This window comes from Hymenobacter amundsenii, from assembly GCF_002204745.1.
Taxonomy (GTDB): Bacteria; Bacteroidota; Bacteroidia; order Cytophagales; family Hymenobacteraceae; genus Hymenobacter; species Hymenobacter amundsenii.
Genome location: NZ_NIRR01000024.1, coordinates 1 through 16,752, shown reverse-complemented (window position 1 = coordinate 16,752; position 16,752 = coordinate 1). Strand labels below are relative to the sequence as shown.

General features: G+C 58.6%; 15 protein-coding genes and 1 pseudogene. 7 read left to right on the top strand and 9 right to left on the bottom strand.

All coding sequences use genetic code 11. The features are described from left to right. Window positions 1–58: 58 nt before the first annotated feature. The 3 genes from CDA63_RS13855 to CDA63_RS13845 all read right to left on the bottom strand — a co-directional run bounded on the left by CDA63_RS13855 (window position 59) and on the right by CDA63_RS13845 (window position 5,056). Window positions 59–2,467: a 3-hydroxyacyl-CoA dehydrogenase/enoyl-CoA hydratase family protein gene (locus CDA63_RS13855; protein ID WP_088465058.1), complete on the bottom strand. Its 2,409-nt coding sequence runs from the start codon at window positions 2,465–2,467 to the stop codon at window positions 59–61. 146 nt (window positions 2,468–2,613) lie between these two features. After that, on the bottom strand, window positions 2,614–3,093 hold the full coding sequence (locus CDA63_RS13850; RefSeq protein WP_088465057.1) for a MarR family winged helix-turn-helix transcriptional regulator: 480 nt from the start codon (window positions 3,091–3,093) through the stop codon (window positions 2,614–2,616). A 181-nt stretch (window positions 3,094–3,274) separates the two neighbouring features. Continuing rightward, window positions 3,275–5,056 carry an AMP-dependent synthetase/ligase gene (locus CDA63_RS13845; protein WP_088465056.1) on the bottom strand — a complete coding sequence of 594 codons (1,782 nt, stop codon included), beginning with the start codon at window positions 5,054–5,056 and terminating at the stop codon, window positions 3,275–3,277. A gap of 199 nt (window positions 5,057–5,255) precedes the next feature. On the opposite strand from CDA63_RS13845, the gene CDA63_RS13840 reads away from it, so the two are divergent. The 4 genes from CDA63_RS13840 (at window position 5,256) to CDA63_RS13825 (ending at window position 8,551) form a co-directional block, all read left to right on the top strand. Beyond that, window positions 5,256–6,449 (top strand): formimidoylglutamase, encoded by a 1,194-nt coding sequence (locus CDA63_RS13840; RefSeq protein WP_088465055.1) that lies wholly within the window; start codon window positions 5,256–5,258, stop codon window positions 6,447–6,449. An 81-nt stretch (window positions 6,450–6,530) separates the two neighbouring features. Then, window positions 6,531–6,767 carry a cytochrome b5 domain-containing protein gene (locus CDA63_RS13835; RefSeq protein WP_242434672.1) on the top strand — a complete coding sequence of 79 codons (237 nt, stop codon included), beginning with the start codon at window positions 6,531–6,533 and terminating at the stop codon, window positions 6,765–6,767. A gap of 150 nt (window positions 6,768–6,917) precedes the next feature. Next, on the top strand, window positions 6,918–7,721 hold the full coding sequence (gene murQ, locus CDA63_RS13830) for an N-acetylmuramic acid 6-phosphate etherase (RefSeq protein ID WP_088465053.1): 804 nt from the start codon (window positions 6,918–6,920) through the stop codon (window positions 7,719–7,721). Window positions 7,722–7,984: 263 nt separating this feature from the next. Continuing rightward, window positions 7,985–8,551 (top strand): hypothetical protein, encoded by a 567-nt coding sequence (locus CDA63_RS13825; RefSeq protein ID WP_088465052.1) that lies wholly within the window; start codon window positions 7,985–7,987, stop codon window positions 8,549–8,551. Between the two features lie 131 nt (window positions 8,552–8,682). Here CDA63_RS13825 and CDA63_RS13820 read toward each other — a convergent pair whose 3' ends face one another. The 3 genes and pseudogenes from CDA63_RS13820 to era all read right to left on the bottom strand — a co-directional run bounded on the left by CDA63_RS13820 (window position 8,683) and on the right by era (window position 11,569). After that, window positions 8,683–8,922, bottom strand: coding sequence for a hypothetical protein (locus CDA63_RS13820; protein ID WP_088465051.1), 240 nt, complete (start codon window positions 8,920–8,922; stop codon window positions 8,683–8,685). Between the two features lie 197 nt (window positions 8,923–9,119). Beyond that, a pseudogene (der, locus tag CDA63_RS13815) lies at window positions 9,120–10,441 on the bottom strand (ribosome biogenesis GTPase Der). A 219-nt stretch (window positions 10,442–10,660) separates the two neighbouring features. After that, window positions 10,661–11,569 (bottom strand): GTPase Era, encoded by a 909-nt coding sequence (gene era, locus CDA63_RS13810; RefSeq protein ID WP_088465050.1) that lies wholly within the window; start codon window positions 11,567–11,569, stop codon window positions 10,661–10,663. A 211-nt stretch (window positions 11,570–11,780) separates the two neighbouring features. On the opposite strand from era, the gene hemH reads away from it, so the two are divergent. Beyond that, window positions 11,781–12,815 (top strand): ferrochelatase, encoded by a 1,035-nt coding sequence (gene hemH, locus CDA63_RS13805; RefSeq protein ID WP_088465049.1) that lies wholly within the window; start codon window positions 11,781–11,783, stop codon window positions 12,813–12,815. Between the two features lie 170 nt (window positions 12,816–12,985). On the opposite strand, the gene CDA63_RS13800 is transcribed toward hemH, so the two are convergent. Next, window positions 12,986–13,468: a PRC-barrel domain-containing protein gene (locus tag CDA63_RS13800; protein WP_088465048.1), complete on the bottom strand. Its 483-nt coding sequence runs from the start codon at window positions 13,466–13,468 to the stop codon at window positions 12,986–12,988. A gap of 63 nt (window positions 13,469–13,531) precedes the next feature. Next, window positions 13,532–14,188: a SadB/YajI family lipoprotein gene (locus tag CDA63_RS13795; protein WP_088465047.1), complete on the bottom strand. Its 657-nt coding sequence runs from the start codon at window positions 14,186–14,188 to the stop codon at window positions 13,532–13,534. Window positions 14,189–14,345: 157 nt separating this feature from the next. Here CDA63_RS13795 and CDA63_RS13790 point away from each other — a divergent pair, with 157 nt between their 5' ends. Both CDA63_RS13790 and CDA63_RS13785 read left to right on the top strand, forming a co-directional pair. Continuing rightward, on the top strand, window positions 14,346–15,332 hold the full coding sequence (locus tag CDA63_RS13790) for a DUF2157 domain-containing protein (protein WP_088465046.1): 987 nt from the start codon (window positions 14,346–14,348) through the stop codon (window positions 15,330–15,332). After that, on the top strand, window positions 15,325–16,554 hold the full coding sequence (locus tag CDA63_RS13785; RefSeq protein ID WP_088465045.1) for a hypothetical protein: 1,230 nt from the start codon (window positions 15,325–15,327) through the stop codon (window positions 16,552–16,554). The genes CDA63_RS13790 and CDA63_RS13785 overlap by 8 nt, the downstream gene beginning before the upstream one ends. Window positions 16,555–16,571: 17 nt before the next feature. Here CDA63_RS13785 and CDA63_RS21135 read toward each other — a convergent pair. Then, the coding region (locus CDA63_RS21135) for a hypothetical protein (RefSeq protein ID WP_206780461.1) at window positions 16,572–16,752 on the bottom strand (181 nt) is incomplete at its 5' end.

The window sequence follows — 16,752 nt, the reverse complement described above, 5'->3', positions numbered from 1 at the left end:
TAGCACTAGTTCCCCCTCTCCTTTTCGGAGAGGGGGCTAGGGGGTGAGGCGGCCGTTGTTAGTTACGCAGCGGCTTGCCCGTAGTCAGAATCGACTGAATCCGTTCCAGCGTCTTCCGCTCACCAGTCAGCGAAAGGAACGCTTCGCGCTCCAAGTCCAGCAGGTACTGCTCCGATACTTCAGTGGGGGCCGAAAGGTCGCCGCCGCACATGATGAAGGCCAGCTTGTTGGCAATCTTCATGTCGTGGTCAGAGATGTAGCGGCCTTCCTTCATGGCGTGTACGCCGGTCAGGAACATGCCCAGCGCGCCCTTGCCGTGCACCTTGATATTGGTTTTCTGCACTGGCTGGGTGTAGCCGTCCTCGGCCAGCTCGATAGCGGCGGCTTTGGCTTGGGCCAGTACCCGGCTGCTGTTCACCACGATTTCGTCGCCCCGGCGCAGGAAGCCTAGATCGAAGGCTTCGGCCGCTGAAGTAGATACTTTGGCCGTGCTCACCGTCACGAACGTGTTGCGGAGCAGGTTGTACTCGGGCTCACCTTCCTCGTATTTGAGGGCGGTGCGCAGGGTCATTTCTTTGGTGCCGCCACCAGCCGGAATCAGGCCCACGCCGAATTCCACGAGGCCCATGTAGGTTTCGGCCGCGGCCACCACCTTATCGGCGTGCAGGTTCAGCTCGCAGCCGCCGCCCAGGGCCAGGCCGTGAGGGGCGCTTACCACCGGAATGCTGCTGTAGCGCATCCGCATCATAGCCTGCTGGAACTGAGCAATCATTAGGTTCAGCTCGTCGTACTCCTGGTCGAGGGCATACATATACACCAGACCCAGGTTAGCACCGGCCGAGAAATTTGGCGCGTCGTTGCCCACCACGAGGCCGCGGAAGTCCTTTTCGGCCAGTTCCACGCCCTTCATCAGACCCTGAATTACGTCGGAGCCCAGCGCGTTCATCTTGCTGTGGAATTCCACGTTCAGGATGCCGTCGCCCATGTCGAGCACCGATGCACCCGAGTTCTTCCAGACCACCTTGCCGGTGGCCCGCAGGTTGTCGAGAATCACGAAGTTCTCCATGCCCGGAATGGGCTGGTAGCTTTTCGAGTCGAGGTCGTAGAACTGCTTCACGCCCGCCTCGCTCACCTTGTAAAAGGTTTCGTGGCCGGCGGCCAGCATCTCTTCAATCCACGGCGCAACGGTTTTGCCTTCGGCCTTGGCTAGTTCCAAGCCCTTCTGCAAGCCCAGCGCGTCCCAGGTTTCAAACGGACCCATATCCCAGCCGAAGCCGGCACGCAGGGCGTCGTCAATCTTGTACAGCGCGTCGGTGATTTCAGGAATCCGGTTGCTCACGTAGGCGAACAGGCCCGCAAAGCTCTTGCGGTAGAACTCGCCGGCCTTGTCTTTGCCGGCTACCAATACCTTGAAACGGTCGGCCAGCTTCTCAATGGCCTTGGTTGTTTCGAGGGTGGCAAACTTCACCTTCTGGCCTGGCTGGTACTCCAGCGTGTTCAGGTCGAGGGCCAGAATGGCGGTTTTACCCTTGTCGTCCTTGGTTTTCTTGTAGAAACCCTGGCCGGTTTTGTCGCCGAGCCACTTGTTCTCGCCCATCTTCTTCAGATAGTCGGGTAGCTCGAATACGGCTTTGACTTCGTCGTTGGGCAGGTTCTGGGCGAGGCCGTTGGCCACGTTCATCAGCGTATCCAGGCCCACCACGTCGGAGGTGCGGAAGGTGGCCGACTTGGCGTGGCCGATAACCGGTCCAGTCAGCTTGTCCACTTCCTCCACCGAGAGGCCGAGCTGCTGCATCACCTGAATCACATCCATGATGGCAAACACGCCCACACGGTTGGCGATGAACGCGGGCGTATCCTTAGCCAGCACCGTAGTTTTGCCCAGGTACAGGTCGCCGTAGTGCATCAGGAAATCCACCACCGCCTGGTCTGTATCCGGGGTCGGGATAATTTCGAGCAGCTTCAGGTAGCGGGGCGGGTTGAAGAAGTGGGTGCCGCAAAAGTGCTTTTTGAAGTCGTCGGAACGGCCTTCGGTCATCATATGAATCGAGATGCCCGAGGTGTTGCTCGTAATCAGGGTGCCGGGCTTGCGGAACTGCTCCACGCGCTCAAACAGGCTCTGCTTGATGTCGAGCCGCTCCACCACTACCTCAATCGTCCAGTCGCAGCCGGCAATATCCTTGAGGTTGTCGTCGAAGTTGCCGGTTTTGATGCGGCTCACGTCCTGCTTGCGGTAAAGCGGCGAAGGGTTGGCCTTCACGGTGGCTTCCAGCGCACTGTTCACCAAGCGGTTCTTCACCAGTGGCGAGTCCAGTTTCAGGCCTTTGGCTTCCTCGGCGGGCAGCAGTTCTCTCGGCGAAATGTCGAGCAGCAGTACCTGAACTCCGATATTGGCGAAGTGGCACGCAATGCGCGAGCCCATCACCCCGGAGCCCAAAACGGCTACTTTCTTGATGGTACGGTTCATTCTGATGGGAAAGAAGTAGTGGTAAATTAGTCGTAGGTTGTTGGCACTTAGTGGATAAACCCTAGCACTTCGGACACTCTGGGGCTTCTGTAATTTCAGGAAAAGCTCCCAGCACCTGAGCCACTAAGCTCCAATAGGAAAGCCCCTTACGCGGCCGATGGTTCGGGGCGCAGGGGCTTGAGCTTGAAGTCTTCGTAGAGGGTTTTGCCCTCAATCAGACTCGTGATATGGGTCACGACGCGGAAAAAAATATCCAGGTCGCTCTGTGGAATATCCTCGCGAACCTTCAGGTTGAAGTGGCGCACGGTCTGGCGCGAGATTTCCTTGTTGCGCAGCCCGTCTTCGGTCAGAAAAATGCGCACCGAGCGCTTATCCTGGGTATCGGCCTGCTTGTAAATCAACCCCTTTTCCTCCATCGAGCGTAGGATACGGGTCAGCGAGCGGGTTTCCAGACCCAGCAACGGCGCTATTTTGGTAGCCGGAGTACCGTTTTCCTGGTCGATGTTGAGCAGCACGAATCCAATGCTGGTCGTGATGTCGTGCTTGGCGGCCTGCGTATTGTACATGCGCGAAATGGCATGCCAGGCAACTTTAATATTGTAATCGACGGTTTCTTCGGGAGTCATGGGGAGCAGTAGCAAGTCTGGTAAACATACGGATAATATGTTATGCTTGCATACTAAATCACCCGAAAAAAGTTTTGCCCTTCCCGCCAGTCAGGCTTTTGCCCGCCTTATTTCATCAATTTAAACGGCCCCGCTTCGGTGCGGAAGCGGGGCGTTGCCGGGCAGATTACCAAGCGGCGGCTTACCGCTGATTACCCTGGCTGTAAAGTCCCTCGATGACGTCCTGGTTATTGGCCGTAATAGCTTTACGCTTCACTTTCATGGTGGGCGTCATCTCCCCCGACTCCACGGTCCACTGCTCGGGCAGGAGCACGATTTTCTTCACCTGCTCCCACTGGGCGAAGCCGTTGTTGTATTTGTGCACGAGGTCTTCGTACATCTTCACCACTTTCTCATTTTTTACCAACTCCTCGGGCGAACCGTCGCAGGGCACGTTGTTGCGCTTGCACCAACCCTTTAGGTCGGTGAAGGACGGGACAACGAGGGCCGAGGGAAATTTCTGGCCGTCGCCGACCACCATGCACTGCTCGATGAGCGGCGACTCCTTCATTTTACCCTCAATTACCTGCGGGGCAATGTACTTGCCACCCGAGGTTTTGAACATCTCCTTCTTACGGTCGGTAATCTTCAGGAATTTGCCTTGCACCATCTCGCCGATGTCGCCGGTATGGAACCAGCCATCCTGGTCGAATTCCTTGGCCGTGAGTTCAGGCTGGTTGTAGTAGCCTTTCATCACCGACTCCGACTTGGTCAGGATTTCGCCGTCGGCCGCGATTTTGACTTCCGTGTTGTTGATGATGGGGCCCACCGTACCAATCATGTTGTTTTCGGGCTCGAAGCCACCCACGGCAATCACGGGTGAGGTTTCGGTGAGGCCGTAGCCCTCCATCACGCGAATGCCGGCGGCCCAGAACACGCGGGCCAGCCGGGGCTGCAACGCTCCGCCCCCGCTCACGATGCAACGCAGATTGCCGCCCAGCGCCTCGCGCCACTTGTTGAAGATAATCTTGTTGGCCAGCGCCAGCTGGGCATTATACAGGAAGCCGTGGTCTTGCTGGTTGTCGTACTTGAGGCCCAGATCGAGGGCCCAGAAGAACAGGTTTTTCTTGACGCCGGTTAGCTCATGGCCTTTAGCCACGATCTTGTCGTACACTTTTTCGAGCAGGCGGGGCACAGTCGTGAAGATGTCGGGCTTCACCTCGCGCAGGTTGTCGGCAATGCTCTCCATGCTCTCGGCGTAGTAAATACTTACGCCGTTGATGAGGTACAGGTGGGTCACCATACGCTCGAAGATGTGGCAGAGCGGCAGGAAGCTCAGGGCCTTGTCCCGCTCACTCACTGGCACGAAGGGCTGGGTGTTGCGGCAGTTGCTGAGCAGGTTGTTGTGGGTGAGCATCACGCCCTTGGGCTTGCCGGTGGTGCCGCTGGTGTAGATGAGCGTGAGCAGGTCGTCGGGCTGCACGGCAGCTTTGAGGGGCTCCAGGTCGGCGGGGTTGCCCTTTTGGCCCAAGGCCAGCAGCTCGGAGAAGTGGCGGGCTCCGGCGAGCTTGTCAAACGTGAACACGTTTTCGGCCGGAATGTCGAGGCCTTCGGTGGCTTCCAATACTTTATCGAGCAGCTTCTGGTCGGCCACCAGCACGGCCTTCACGCCCGCATCGGCGAAGATGTACTTATAGTCCTCCACCGTAATGCTGGGGTACATCGGCACGCTGGTGGCACCGAGCTGGGCAATGGCGAAGTCAGCAATCATCCACTCGGGCCGGTTCATCGAAATCAGGGCCACTTTGTCGTCTTTGCCGATGCCGAGGGCCCGTAGCCCCAGGCTAGCCTGGTTGACTTGCTCAACCACCGCATCGGTGCTCAGGGGCGTGTAGTGGCCGTCGATTTTGGCGGCAAAGCAGTCGGCTTTGTTGTATTTCTGCTGGAGATGGGGCAGAATATCGAACGTACGGCGAATATCCATGAAATGGGTGGGCTCGGGAGTTGGAGAAGCAAAATACAGAGTACAGGCGCAGTTGGGCTACCAAGAGCCGGAAGCCAACTACAATGCCTGCTTAAATAACTACTTTTTTCGGGGAAAAACGGTAATTCAACCCGAAATACCGGTAGGCGCGTGGCCGGGTTTTGCGTAGCTTTGGCGGAGTCCGCCTCTTCTACGACCGATGAATCTGGCCATTTTTTTCGATCCGCTTCCTGAGGACCTGGTGGCCGCGCCTGCTGCAGCAACCACCCTGGCCGGAGCCGTTACGCCCTTTTTGCACACCTTTCCCGACTGGCGAACGGCCGACTTGGCCCTGATTGGCCTCGACGAGTGGCGGGGCAGCGCGGCCGGGGCGCCGGTTACGCACGGGGCTAATACCGTGCGCCGACAGTTCTATCAACTCCAGAAAAGCAGCAGCCCCTGCCGGCTCGTCGATTTGGGCAATCTGCGGCCCGGCCTCACCCTGGAAGACACCTACCAGCGGCTGCGCGAAATTATTGCCGCCCTGCTGGAGCAGAATACGGTGCCCCTGCTGCTGGGCGGCTCCCACGACCTCGACTACGGCCAGTTTCTGGCCTACGAAACCCTCGATCGGCCCGTGAGCTTTGCCACCGTGGATGCCCGCGTAGACATGGCCGAGCAGGGGGGCAGTACCTACCCCGAAGACAGCCACCTGCGCCGGATGCTGGTGCACGCGCCCAGCTTCCTGTTCAACTTCGCCCAGTTGGCCCACCAGCAGTATTTGGTGGCTCCCGACGTGCTAACAGCCCTCGAAAAGCTGCACTTTGAAACCCTGCGCGTGGGCCAGATCCGCGACGACATCCGGCAGGCCGAACCGTTGCTGCGCCAGGCCGATTTCGTGAGCTTCGACGTGGCGGCTTTGCGCTGGCAGGATGCCCCGGCCTACTACCCGGCCAACCCCTTCGGCCTCACCAACGAGGAGGCCGCCAAGCTAGCCTGGTACGCCGGCTGCAACGACCAGCTCACCTCCTTCGGCCTTTACGGCTACCGCCCCGACTACGACCCCCACGCCCTAGCCGCCACCGTGCTGGCTACCATGCTCTGGTACTTCGTGGAGGGCTTTTATTACCGCCGTCGTGAAACCGATTTCCGGGGCCCGAGTTTCGTGCGCTACGCCGCCGGCCTGCACGGCCCGGTCCGCTACAGCTTTCAGGCAGATGCAAAAGATGACGACGAAAGCCCCGACCGCATCGTGTTTTACAAGTCGCAGCAAACCGACCGCTGGTGGATGGAAGTGGTGAATATGACCGGCAGTGCCCGCCGCATTGTGCCCTGCAGCTACCAGGATTACTTACGCGCCGCCCAAGGCGACGTGCCCCACCGCTGGATTCTGACCCAGGCGCTGCTGGGTTGAGGCAGGAAAATTTTATTCAGAAGGCTACGAATGGAAGGGTTAGAGGAAAGTTTTGAGCCGGTTACCGCCGACGGCCGGCCCGTGGCCGAGCAGCCACTCTACACCCGCAGCCAACTGGCCCTACGCAACGGGCAGGACCGCGACGAAATCTGGGTGGCTTACCGGGGGCTGATTTACGACGTGACCCGCTCGCGACTCTGGAAGCGCGGCAACCACTACGAGCACTGGGCTGGCCAGGACCTGACCCGCGAGCTGGACCAAGACGCCCCACACACGCCCAATGTTTTCGACCGGTTCCCGGTTATCGGCCGGTTATAGGGGCGCGTTGTACGCGCTTGGCGGTATGGTCGGGCTTAATTACGTGATACGGCGGAATTGTCTGGTCTTACCATATCGTTTGGCTGGCTCCGGCCGTAGTGTACACCATTGTTCCATGCAACGGGTTCGTAAGTACCCTCCCTTTGTTTTATGACGACCGAAAGCCCCTCCGAATTCAACCACCTCGAAAACTTTAGCACGCCGGAACTGCTGGCCGCCATGAACCAGGTCGACCAGACGGTACCCCGGGCCGTGGCCAAAGCCCTGCCGCAGCTGGAGGCGCTGGTAGAAGCCACCGTGGCGCGGCTGAGGGCGGGCGGGCGGCTGTTCTACATTGGGGCGGGTACCAGCGGCCGGCTTGGCATCCTCGACGCTTCGGAGTGCCCGCCCACGTTCGGGGTGCCCCATAGCCTGGTAGTAGGCCTTATTGCGGGTGGCGACACCGCTATCCGCAAGGCGGTGGAAAACGCTGAGGACGACGCCCAGCAGGCTTGGCGCGACCTTTCGGCTCACAACATTACGAACAAGGACATTGTGGTGGGCATCGCCGCCTCGGGCCGTACGCCATATGTAATTGGCGGGCTGGAACAGGCTCGGCAGCACGGACTGGCTACAGGCTGCATCGTGTGCAATGCTAACTCGGCGGTAGCAGCGGCGGCCGAGTTTCCGGTGGAAGTTGTGACCGGGCCGGAGTTCGTGACGGGCAGCACCCGCCTCAAGGCCGGCACTGCCCAGAAGCTCGCACTCAACATGCTTACCACGGCCACCTTTATCCGGCTAGGCCGCGTGCAGGGCAACAAAATGATAGACATGCAGCTCAGCAACGCCAAGCTCGTAGACCGGGGCGAACGGATGCTGATGGAAGAATTGCGCATCGAGCAGCCCAAAGCCGCCGAACTATTAGAGTTGCACGGCTCGGTGCGGGCCGCTCTGGCAGCCTACAACGGGCATTAGGTTCTTGGCTGCTAGCGGTTAGCAGCTGTTGTTCTTGGTTTCTAATGAGCCCAGAACTTCTACATATTAGGGCAGCAGGAAACCGGTGGGCTTTTTTCGGAGTTATCAAGAGCCGATAGACTGAGGATTTGATAGAAACAGCCTGTCTACTGCTTCCTTTTTCCATGAGTAGCACTATCTGCCTAATCGCACGTTGCCTTCGATGCGTACTGTTTGTCAAACAAGGAAAAAGTTAGCAGCTGAAAGCCAACAGCTCATTACCTATGCACACCATTGAGCCGCACTATGCCTGGGTCGACCAGTACTCGGCCTCCGAAGACCCAATTTCGCCCCTGCACGAGGCTGAAAATAGCCTCGATTCCTACGTCAATACCATCTACGGCTACTACATCCATCCGCAGTGGGACAGCCTGGGCTCGGAGACGCTGTTTCTGAAAATCCTGTTCGTCGATTACGAGTTGGGCGCGGCCATCATTGAGTTTATTGGGGAGTGGAACGACGCCATTGAGAACGATGTGATGCAGCTCAAGCGCAATATCATCGACCTGATGACGCACGAGGGAATCCGCAAATTCATCCTCATTGGCGAAAACGTATTCAACTTCCATGGCTCCGAAGATGACTACTACGAGGAGTGGTTCGAGGACGTGGAAGACGGCTGGATTGCCGCCGTGAACTTCCAGGAGCATGTGAGCCGCGAAATGCGCCAGTACAACATCGACTCCTACCTCAACTTCGGCGGCCAGCTCGACGAGCTGCCCTGGCGGACCTACGCACCCGGCAAGCTGTTCGAGGTTGTCGATGGGCTATTGCAACGGCGGCTGGGGTAAGTGCAAAGCGTCCGGTTCCTCTGCTTTACACTCAGTTAGCACGGGCAACCAGTTATCGATAAACGCAAAAAAGAGGCCTCCCGCAAGCGGGAGGCCTCTTTTTTTGTATCCGGTGAAGGATACTTCAGTAATTACTGAGCAGGCGTGGTAGCAGGAGCATCCATGGCATCAGCCGAGTTCTCCATAGCGTCAGCTTTAGCATCGGCCGAGTCACGAACCATGTCAGCCTTCTCTTCCATAGCGTCAGCCTTCATTTCGCCGGCCTCTTCTACGTTGTCAGCAGAGTTTTCTACTGCATCTTCAGTCTTGCTGTCGCACGAAGCGAACGAGAAAGAAACAGCGGCCAGGGCGAGGAACAGTACTTTTTTCATGATGGGGGGGTTGTTGAGGAAATTGGAAAGTCGTTTTTGATAAACCAGACCACCGGTTCCGAAGAACTATCGGCTGATTTGGGGCTTTATACCTAAAAAGCGGAGAGGTAACCCGGACAGTGAGAAAAAACTCATCTTTTTTTCATCCCTGGCTAAAAAAGCACTTCAGCCGATGCTGAGTAACTTTTCTAATCGGATTATTTCTTGCGGAACACGATGCCGATGGGCACGCCGGTGAAGTCGAAATGCTCGCGCATGCGGTTTTCGAGGTAGCGCGTGTAGCTCTCCTTTACGTACTGGGGCAGGTTGCAGAAGAAAGCGAACACCGGATTGTGCGTTGGTAGCTGGGTAGCGTACTTGATGCGTACCATTTTGCCCTTTTGGATGGGCGGCGGGTACTTCTCGATTTCCTTCAGCATCACCTCATTCAGCTCCGAAGTTGGGATTTTGCGGCGCTTGTTGTTATACACCTCAATAGCCGTTTCGATAGCCTTGTGCACGCGCTGCTTGGTAAGCACCGAAGTAAAAATTACGGGCGGATACGCGATAGGCGCAATCTTTTCCATGATTTTGGCTTCGAACTCCTTGGCTGTGTTGGTTTCCTTGTTCTCGATCAGGTCCCACTTGTTCACCAGAATCACGATGCCCTTGCGGTTCTTGTCGGCCAGGCCGATGATGTTCACGTCCTGCGACTCGATGCCCCGGGTGGCATCCAGCATCACCACGCACACGTCGGCTTCTTCCAGGGCCCGCAGCGAGCGGAGCACCGAGTAGAACTCCACGTCTTCGTGGACTTTGGTTTTGCGGCGCAGACCGGCCGTATCCACCAGCATGAACTCGTTGCCGAAAGCGTTGTAGCGGGCCTGAATCGAGTCGCGGGTCGTGCCGGCCACATCGGTCACGATGCTGCGGTCGGTACCCAGCAACAGGTTCACGAACGACGACTTGCCTACGTTGGCCGGCCCACGATGGCAATCTTAGGAATGCCCAGATCGGGCTCTTCCACGCCTTCGTCCTCGAAGTGGCTGACCACGGCATCGAGCAAATCGCCGGTGCCCGAGCCACTGGCCGAAGAAATCGGGTAGATTTCGCCGTCGCCCACGCCCAAAGCGTAGAATTCGCCGGCCGCGTGAATACGGTTATTGGTGTCGGCTTTGTTGGCGACGATGTAGATGGGCTTTTTGCCCTGGTAGCGGCGCAGCACGCTGGCGAATTCCTCGTCGAGGCTATGTACCCCGGCAATGGTATCGACCATGAACAGCACGACGTCGGCCTCATCGATGGCCAGCTTCACCTGCTTGTTGATTTCGCCTTCGAAGATATCGTCGGAGTTGTGCACGTAGCCTCCGGTGTCAATCACGGTGTAGTACTTCCCGATCCAGTCGCCGTAGCCGTAGTGCCGGTCGCGGGTTACACCGCTCTCGTCGTCCATGATGGCTTTACGCTCGCCGACGAGGCGGTTAAAAAGGGTCGATTTGCCCACATTGGGGCGCCCGACAATGGCAATGGTGTTCTTCATATGTCTGACTCCAGCCGCCGGCCCGACCAAATTCGGCAGTGCCCGGAGTAGTTAAGTGAGTTGTGAGTGGTCGGATTTTGTTGCTGTTTTTGGTTGGAACGTCATGCTGAGCGAAGCCGAAGCATCTCTACTGCTTCGTTGCAGTGCTAACTCAATTATCAGAATTAGCACTTCAGTAGAGATGCTTCGGCTTCGCTCAGCATGACGTTCCTTTTCACTTTACTGACTGTACCCAAAGCGGTTCAACGCCTTAGGGTCGGTGCGCCAGTTCTCGTTGACCTTGACGTAGATTTCGAGGAAGACCTTTTTCTGGAAGAACTTCTCCATTTCCTCGCGGGCCCAAGTGCCTACCTTCTTGAGGGCGGCGCCCTGCTGGCCGATGATGATGCCTTTCTGGCTGTTGCGCTCCACGTAAATCACGGCCCGCATCCGAATGATGGTTTCGTCTTCTTTGAACTCCTCAATGCCCACTTCGCAGCTATAGGGCACTTCTTTTTTGTAGAGCTTGAAGATTTTCTCCCGAATCATCTCGGCCGCGAAAAAACGCTCGGGCTTGTCGGTCAGTTCGTCTTTGGGGTAGTAGGGCGGGTGCACGGGCAGATAGGCCAGCACCAGGTCGAGCAGTTCGCCGGTCCCGAACTTTTCGAGGGCCGAAATAGGCAGCACCCGGGCCGCGTTGGGCAGGTGCTCGCGCCAGTACTCTACTTTGGCTTCCACCTCGGCTTGGTCGGCCTGGTCGATTTTGTTGACCAGCAGCAGAATGGGCGTATCCACCATCTTGCGCAGGCGCTCCACTACGGGCTCCTCGTCGTGCTTTTCGTAGATATCGGTCACGAACAGCACCACATCGGCGTCTTCGAGCGAGGAGTACACGAACGACATCATGGCATTGTGCAGCTCGTATTTGGGCTGGATGATGCCGGGCGTGTCGGAGTATATGAGTTGGAAGTCGTCGCCGTTGAGGATGCCCAGAATGCGGTGGCGGGTGGTCTGGGCCTTGCTCGTGACGATGCTGAGCCGCTCACCCATTAAGGCGTTCATGAGCGTGGACTTGCCCACGTTGGGCTTGCCAATGATGCTCACGAAGCCCGCGCGGTGCGGAGTAGGTTCAGGGAGGTCGGTAGTCATTTCAGCAGCTGAAATTTGGGCTGCAAAGGTACGGCTATTTTGAGCCGTTAGCTATTGGCTGTTAGGTGTTAGCTTTTTTTACGGCTGAATTAAGGATAACCGGCCAACTTTACGGTTACATAGCCAGTCAACTGCCGCTGACCAGCAGTATTGGCAGCTCTACCGAAAAAAGCTACCAGCCAACAGCTGTCAGCTAATAGCTCAAAAATATATGTCCGCTTCCCAAGGCCGCATTGGCGTGCTACTCGTCAACCTCGGCACGCCCGACTCGCCCCAGACGCCCGACGTACGGCGCTACCTCAACGAATTCCTGACCGATGCCCGGGTGGTCGATATGCCGGCGGCCATTCGCTACCCGCTGTTCCGGGGGCTGGTGGTTCCGCTACGGGCCCCCAAATCGGCCAAAATCTACCAGCAGCTCTGGACGGAGCGTGGCTCCCCCCTACTCTTCCACGGCCTCGATTTGAAGGAGAAAGTGCAACAGGAGTTGGGGGCTGATTACCTAGTGGCCTTCGGGATGCGCTACCAGAACCCGAGCATCGAAAGCGCCCTGCAGGAGCTACGCGACGCGGCCGTCAGCCGGATTATTGTGCTGCCGTTGTTTCCGCAGTACGCTTCGGCCAGCACCGGCTCGGTGCAGGAGAAGGTGATGAATATTGTGAGCAAATGGTGGATTGTGCCTAACATTAGCTTCATCAGCAACTTCGTGGAGGAGCCGGGCTTCATCGAAACTTTCGCCGCACTGGGCAAGGCCGAAATGGCCAAGCACGATTACGACCACGTGGTATTCAGCTACCACGGTATTCCCGAGCGGCACGTGCTGAAAGGCAGCCACAACGGCCACTGCAAGCTGGGTAGCTGCTGCGCCAGCTACAACAAAAACAACCGCTACTGCTACCGGGCACAGTGCTTCGAAACGTCGCGCCAACTGGGCAAGGCGTTGGGCCTGACACCCGAGCAGTACACCACTACCTTCCAGAGCCGCCTGCAAAGCCGCCTCCGCGACCCGTGGCTACAGCCCTATACCGACGAGGTTATCAAGGAGTATCCGGCCAAAGGTATCAACAGCGTGCTGGCCTTCAGCCCGGCCTTCGTAGCCGATTGCCTGGAAACCACCATCGAAGTGGGTGAGGAGTTCAAGGAGCTGTTCGAAGAAGCCGGCGGCCAGCACTGGCAGCTCGTGCCCAGCCTCAACTCGAACCCGATGTGGGTGGAAGCCGTGGCCGGCATGCTCCGCCGAAATTAGTCTGCTGGTTCAGTTGCCAGTATAAAAAAGTCATTCTGAGCGAAGGCGGAGCCGTAGTCGAAGAATCTCGCGTGCAGTAATAATTCCTAACGTCAGGATTACTATTGCACGCGAGATTCTTCGACTACGGCTCCGCCTTCGCTCAGAATGACGTGCTGGTTTTAACCCTTCTATTTCAGCCGCCGGCGCTGGTAGAAGGTGGTTCCGTCGTAACTAGGTTGGTCGTAGAAATCGGGCTCCGAGCTGGCGGGCAGCGGTAAACGCAGGGCCTGCAGCATGGCTTGCTCGTAGGCGCGGGTGATCTGGATTTCGGTGTAGGGCGGGTATTCCGGCACCGACTCGTAGGTGAGCGAGGGCACGAACACGTTGTCGGCCTCCTCGTCGAGGGCAGCCACGCCGATGGGCAGCAGGATATGGTTGGTACGCTCATCAGCGCCCAGACTATCGTCGAGCAGCACGTCGAGGTAGCGCACTTTGAGAGCGTCCACGTCCACGATCAGCTCATATATTTGGCCGAACTGGCGGCCATCGGCCCCACGCACGGCCCAGCCCCGGATATCGGGATTGTCGTCGGCCACCTCAAACTCAGTGAGGTCGCGCAGGCGGCGCAGGTGCAGGCCCTGGCCGGAAGGAATGTCGGGAGTGGATTCCATAAGAGTGATGCGTCACCGGGCGGACGCTTGCGTGCAGGTAAAAAGAAACTAGTTGAGTTGGCCTTACCGGACTGCTGGAGGCGTATTGAGGGCACGTACTAGCGCGGCAGCCCGGCCGAAATACGCGCGCAGGGCCTGCTGCTGCTCGGCCGTAGCCGTCTGGCCGGTCAGGTCCCCGGCCTGGCTGTTGAGGCGTTGGACTTCGGCCTCTAACTCGGGGTAGCCTTGCTGCTGCATGGTTTCGATCAGGCTGGCCGCTGCTACCAGACCGGGGCGCAGGCGGGCAGCGGGCTCGTCGAGGCGGCTGGTGGCGCTGGTCAGATCGTCGCGGCGGGTCTGGACCTCCGGGGTGCGCAGGTCATCGCGGTCGGCCAAGCTCACTAGGGCCGAAGTCAGCAGGCGCAGGCCTTCGGTGGCATAGCCAGGGCGACCCGCATCGCTAGTCGCGAAGGCCGCCAGCACCTCGGGCGTTACGGGGGCCGACGTGGCCAACTCGTTCACAGCATTATTGTCGGGGCGGGGCCCAGTTTCGGCGCCGATCAGGCTGTCGGGTGCAGCGGGCGTGCTGGCGGGCGGGGGTGGCGGCGGCAGGTCGCGGGAAGCATTGATTTCGGCCTTGAACAGAAACCAGGCCCCTACGCCCACAATGGCCAGCACAAGCAGCAGCAGCAGCCAGGGGCTGGGAGTATTTTTTTTGCGTTGAATATTGATGTCAGCCATGGAGAAACAAGGAAAAAGAAGACGGGAGTACGCGCTAGCCTTACGCGGCCCGGCCAAATTATGATTCGGTTTTTAAATATTCGCTCTGCCGCGTATAGCTGGCCCAACAGTGCCGGGGAGTTGCTATGTTTAGGCTTGTAACCTCCTGGTCTGTTCTATGCACGTGGCTTCTTTTATTGCCGAGCTCCGGACCCGGGGCCTGCTTACTCCCGAACAGGCCAGCACCATAATGGCCGACGAGCAAACCCGCCCGTTCTCGCTGCACTACGAAATCCGCACGCTGCTGTACGTGGGCATCACCCTGCTCAGCGGCGGCCTGGGGTTTCTGCTCTACGACCATATCGACCGTATCGGCCACGGCGTGGTGGTAGCCACCATCACCCTGCTGATGGCCGCCTGCTTTGCCTACGCCGCCCGTCACCGCCGCCCCTTCAGTTGGGCCCAGGTACCCAGCTCCGGCCTGCTCCCCGACTACCTGCTGCTGCTCGGCTGCCTGCTATTTCTGGCCCTGGAAGGCTACTTGCAGGCTCAATACACGCTTTTCGGTACCCGCTACGGCTTGGCCCTCATATTGCCGGCGGCGCTGTTCTTCTACCTGGCTTACCGCCTCGACCACCGGGGCGTGCTCTCGATGGGCATTACAGCCCTGGCCGCCTGGGCCGGCCTCACGGTGCAGCCGCTGTCGGTGTTTGAGAATCAGTTTCTGACCGGGTCGGTTAGCCGAGCCGCTATTGGGCTGGGGGCAGCGCTACTGCTTGTGGGCTGGCTGAGTGAAACCCGCCACCGCAAAGCTCACTTTGCTTATACCTACGTGCTGCTGGGCGGCAATCTGCTACTGGCTGCCAGCACGGCCGCCATGTTCGAAGAGGTGCTGCGGCCAGCCGGCGTGCTGGTGCTCCTGATTCTGGGCGTGAGTGCCGGGCTGTTCTGGTACGGGCGCCGGACCCACGCGGCCATATTTCTGCTGCTGGGCGCGGCGTACGGCTATGTGGCCTTTACCTACGGGCTGTTTCTCCTGTTAAGTTTGGTAGGCAATGATGTCGTATTCGAGCCGGCCCTGTGCTATTTCATGGCCTCCACGGCGGCAGCCGTCTGGTTTCTTACCCACCTCAAACGCCTAACCAGCACCGCTGCCCATGATTAAGGCCTATAATCCCACCTGGGCGCACCAAGAGGCCTTGCGGCAGGCGGCCCGCCGCTGGCAACGCCGCGGCCAAATCAGCCAGCCCCAACTTCAAACCATCAACGAAACCTACCCGCTCGATTTTTACCGGCCCGTTATCTACCTGCGCATTCTGCTGTTTCTGCTGGTGGCCCTGGGCTATTTCGCAGCCACCGGTATACTGGGCTTGTTCATTTACTCTGCTGGGCAGGATCAGTCTTTCGGGTCTAATCACGAGGAAATAGTCTTCGGAATCACCTGTCTGTTGGCCTCGTTGGGGGGACATTCCCTCCTCTTAAACATCATCCGATCCAGCCGCACCTACCGTGCTGGCTCCGATCAGGCGCTGCTCTACATCAGCCTGGGGTTGGCGGCCGCCGCCATATTCTGCTTCGTGGAGACTGGGCGCCCTTCCATCGGAGGAGATTGGCTCACGCTCAATTCCCCCTACCTGCCCCTGTTGCTGTTGCCCGTGCTGGGGCTATTGATACTGGCGAGCGTCAGCTACGCCGACCCATTAGTAGCGGCCACCGCTTACCTAACCGGGCTGGCATTGGTAGCCAATATCCTGCTCCGCTTCGGTAGCGGCAGGCTGCTGTTGCCTTTTGCCGTTATGGCGGCCGCCGCGGGGCTCTACTATCTGGTACGCCGCTTGGGCCAGCGCGCCGACTATTGGTATTACCGCTCCTGCCTGCTCACCCTTCAGGCACTGGCGCTGGCTACGTTCTATTTGGGCGGCAACTATTTGGTGGTCCGCGAAGCTAACGCAGCCCTCAGCGGGGAACTCATTTCCCAACAGCTTCCCTTCGCGCTGGTGTTCTACCTGCTTACGGCCGTTATTCCGCTGGTTTACCTCGCCTATGGTTTGCACCGGCCCAACCGCGTCTGGTTGCTGACGGGCCTCGCGGCGCTAGCTTTTTCGGGCTACACGGTGCGGTTTTACCACTCGGTGCTACCGCCCACCTTGGCGAGTGCACTGCTCGGGGCGTTCCTGGTGGCGCTCATGGCGCTGGCCTTACGCTACCTGCGTACGCCCCGCCACGGCCTCACCGCCGCCTCCGACGACGAGGCCACCGAACGCCCGGGCCTCAATCTGGAAGCCCTCATTGTTGCTCAAACCGCTCACGCCCCCCAAGCCCCGGAACCTGGTTTCCAGTTCGGCGGCGGCCAATCGGGCGGCGGCGGCGCGGAAGGACAATGGTGAGACAGGGAATGAGTGCGCTATGCTGCTATTGCGGGCAGCACGAAGCAATCTATGTTTCTCAGCTCGTAAAAACCCTCCTTCATAGAGCAAAAAGTCCCTGCGTACTTATCTACCGAGGCTACTTTGGCGTCGAAGTCGGATTTGAGCTGAGCCGTTTCGCGGTTGTAGTCCTCTTCAGTTTCGCTGGCTACGGCATCG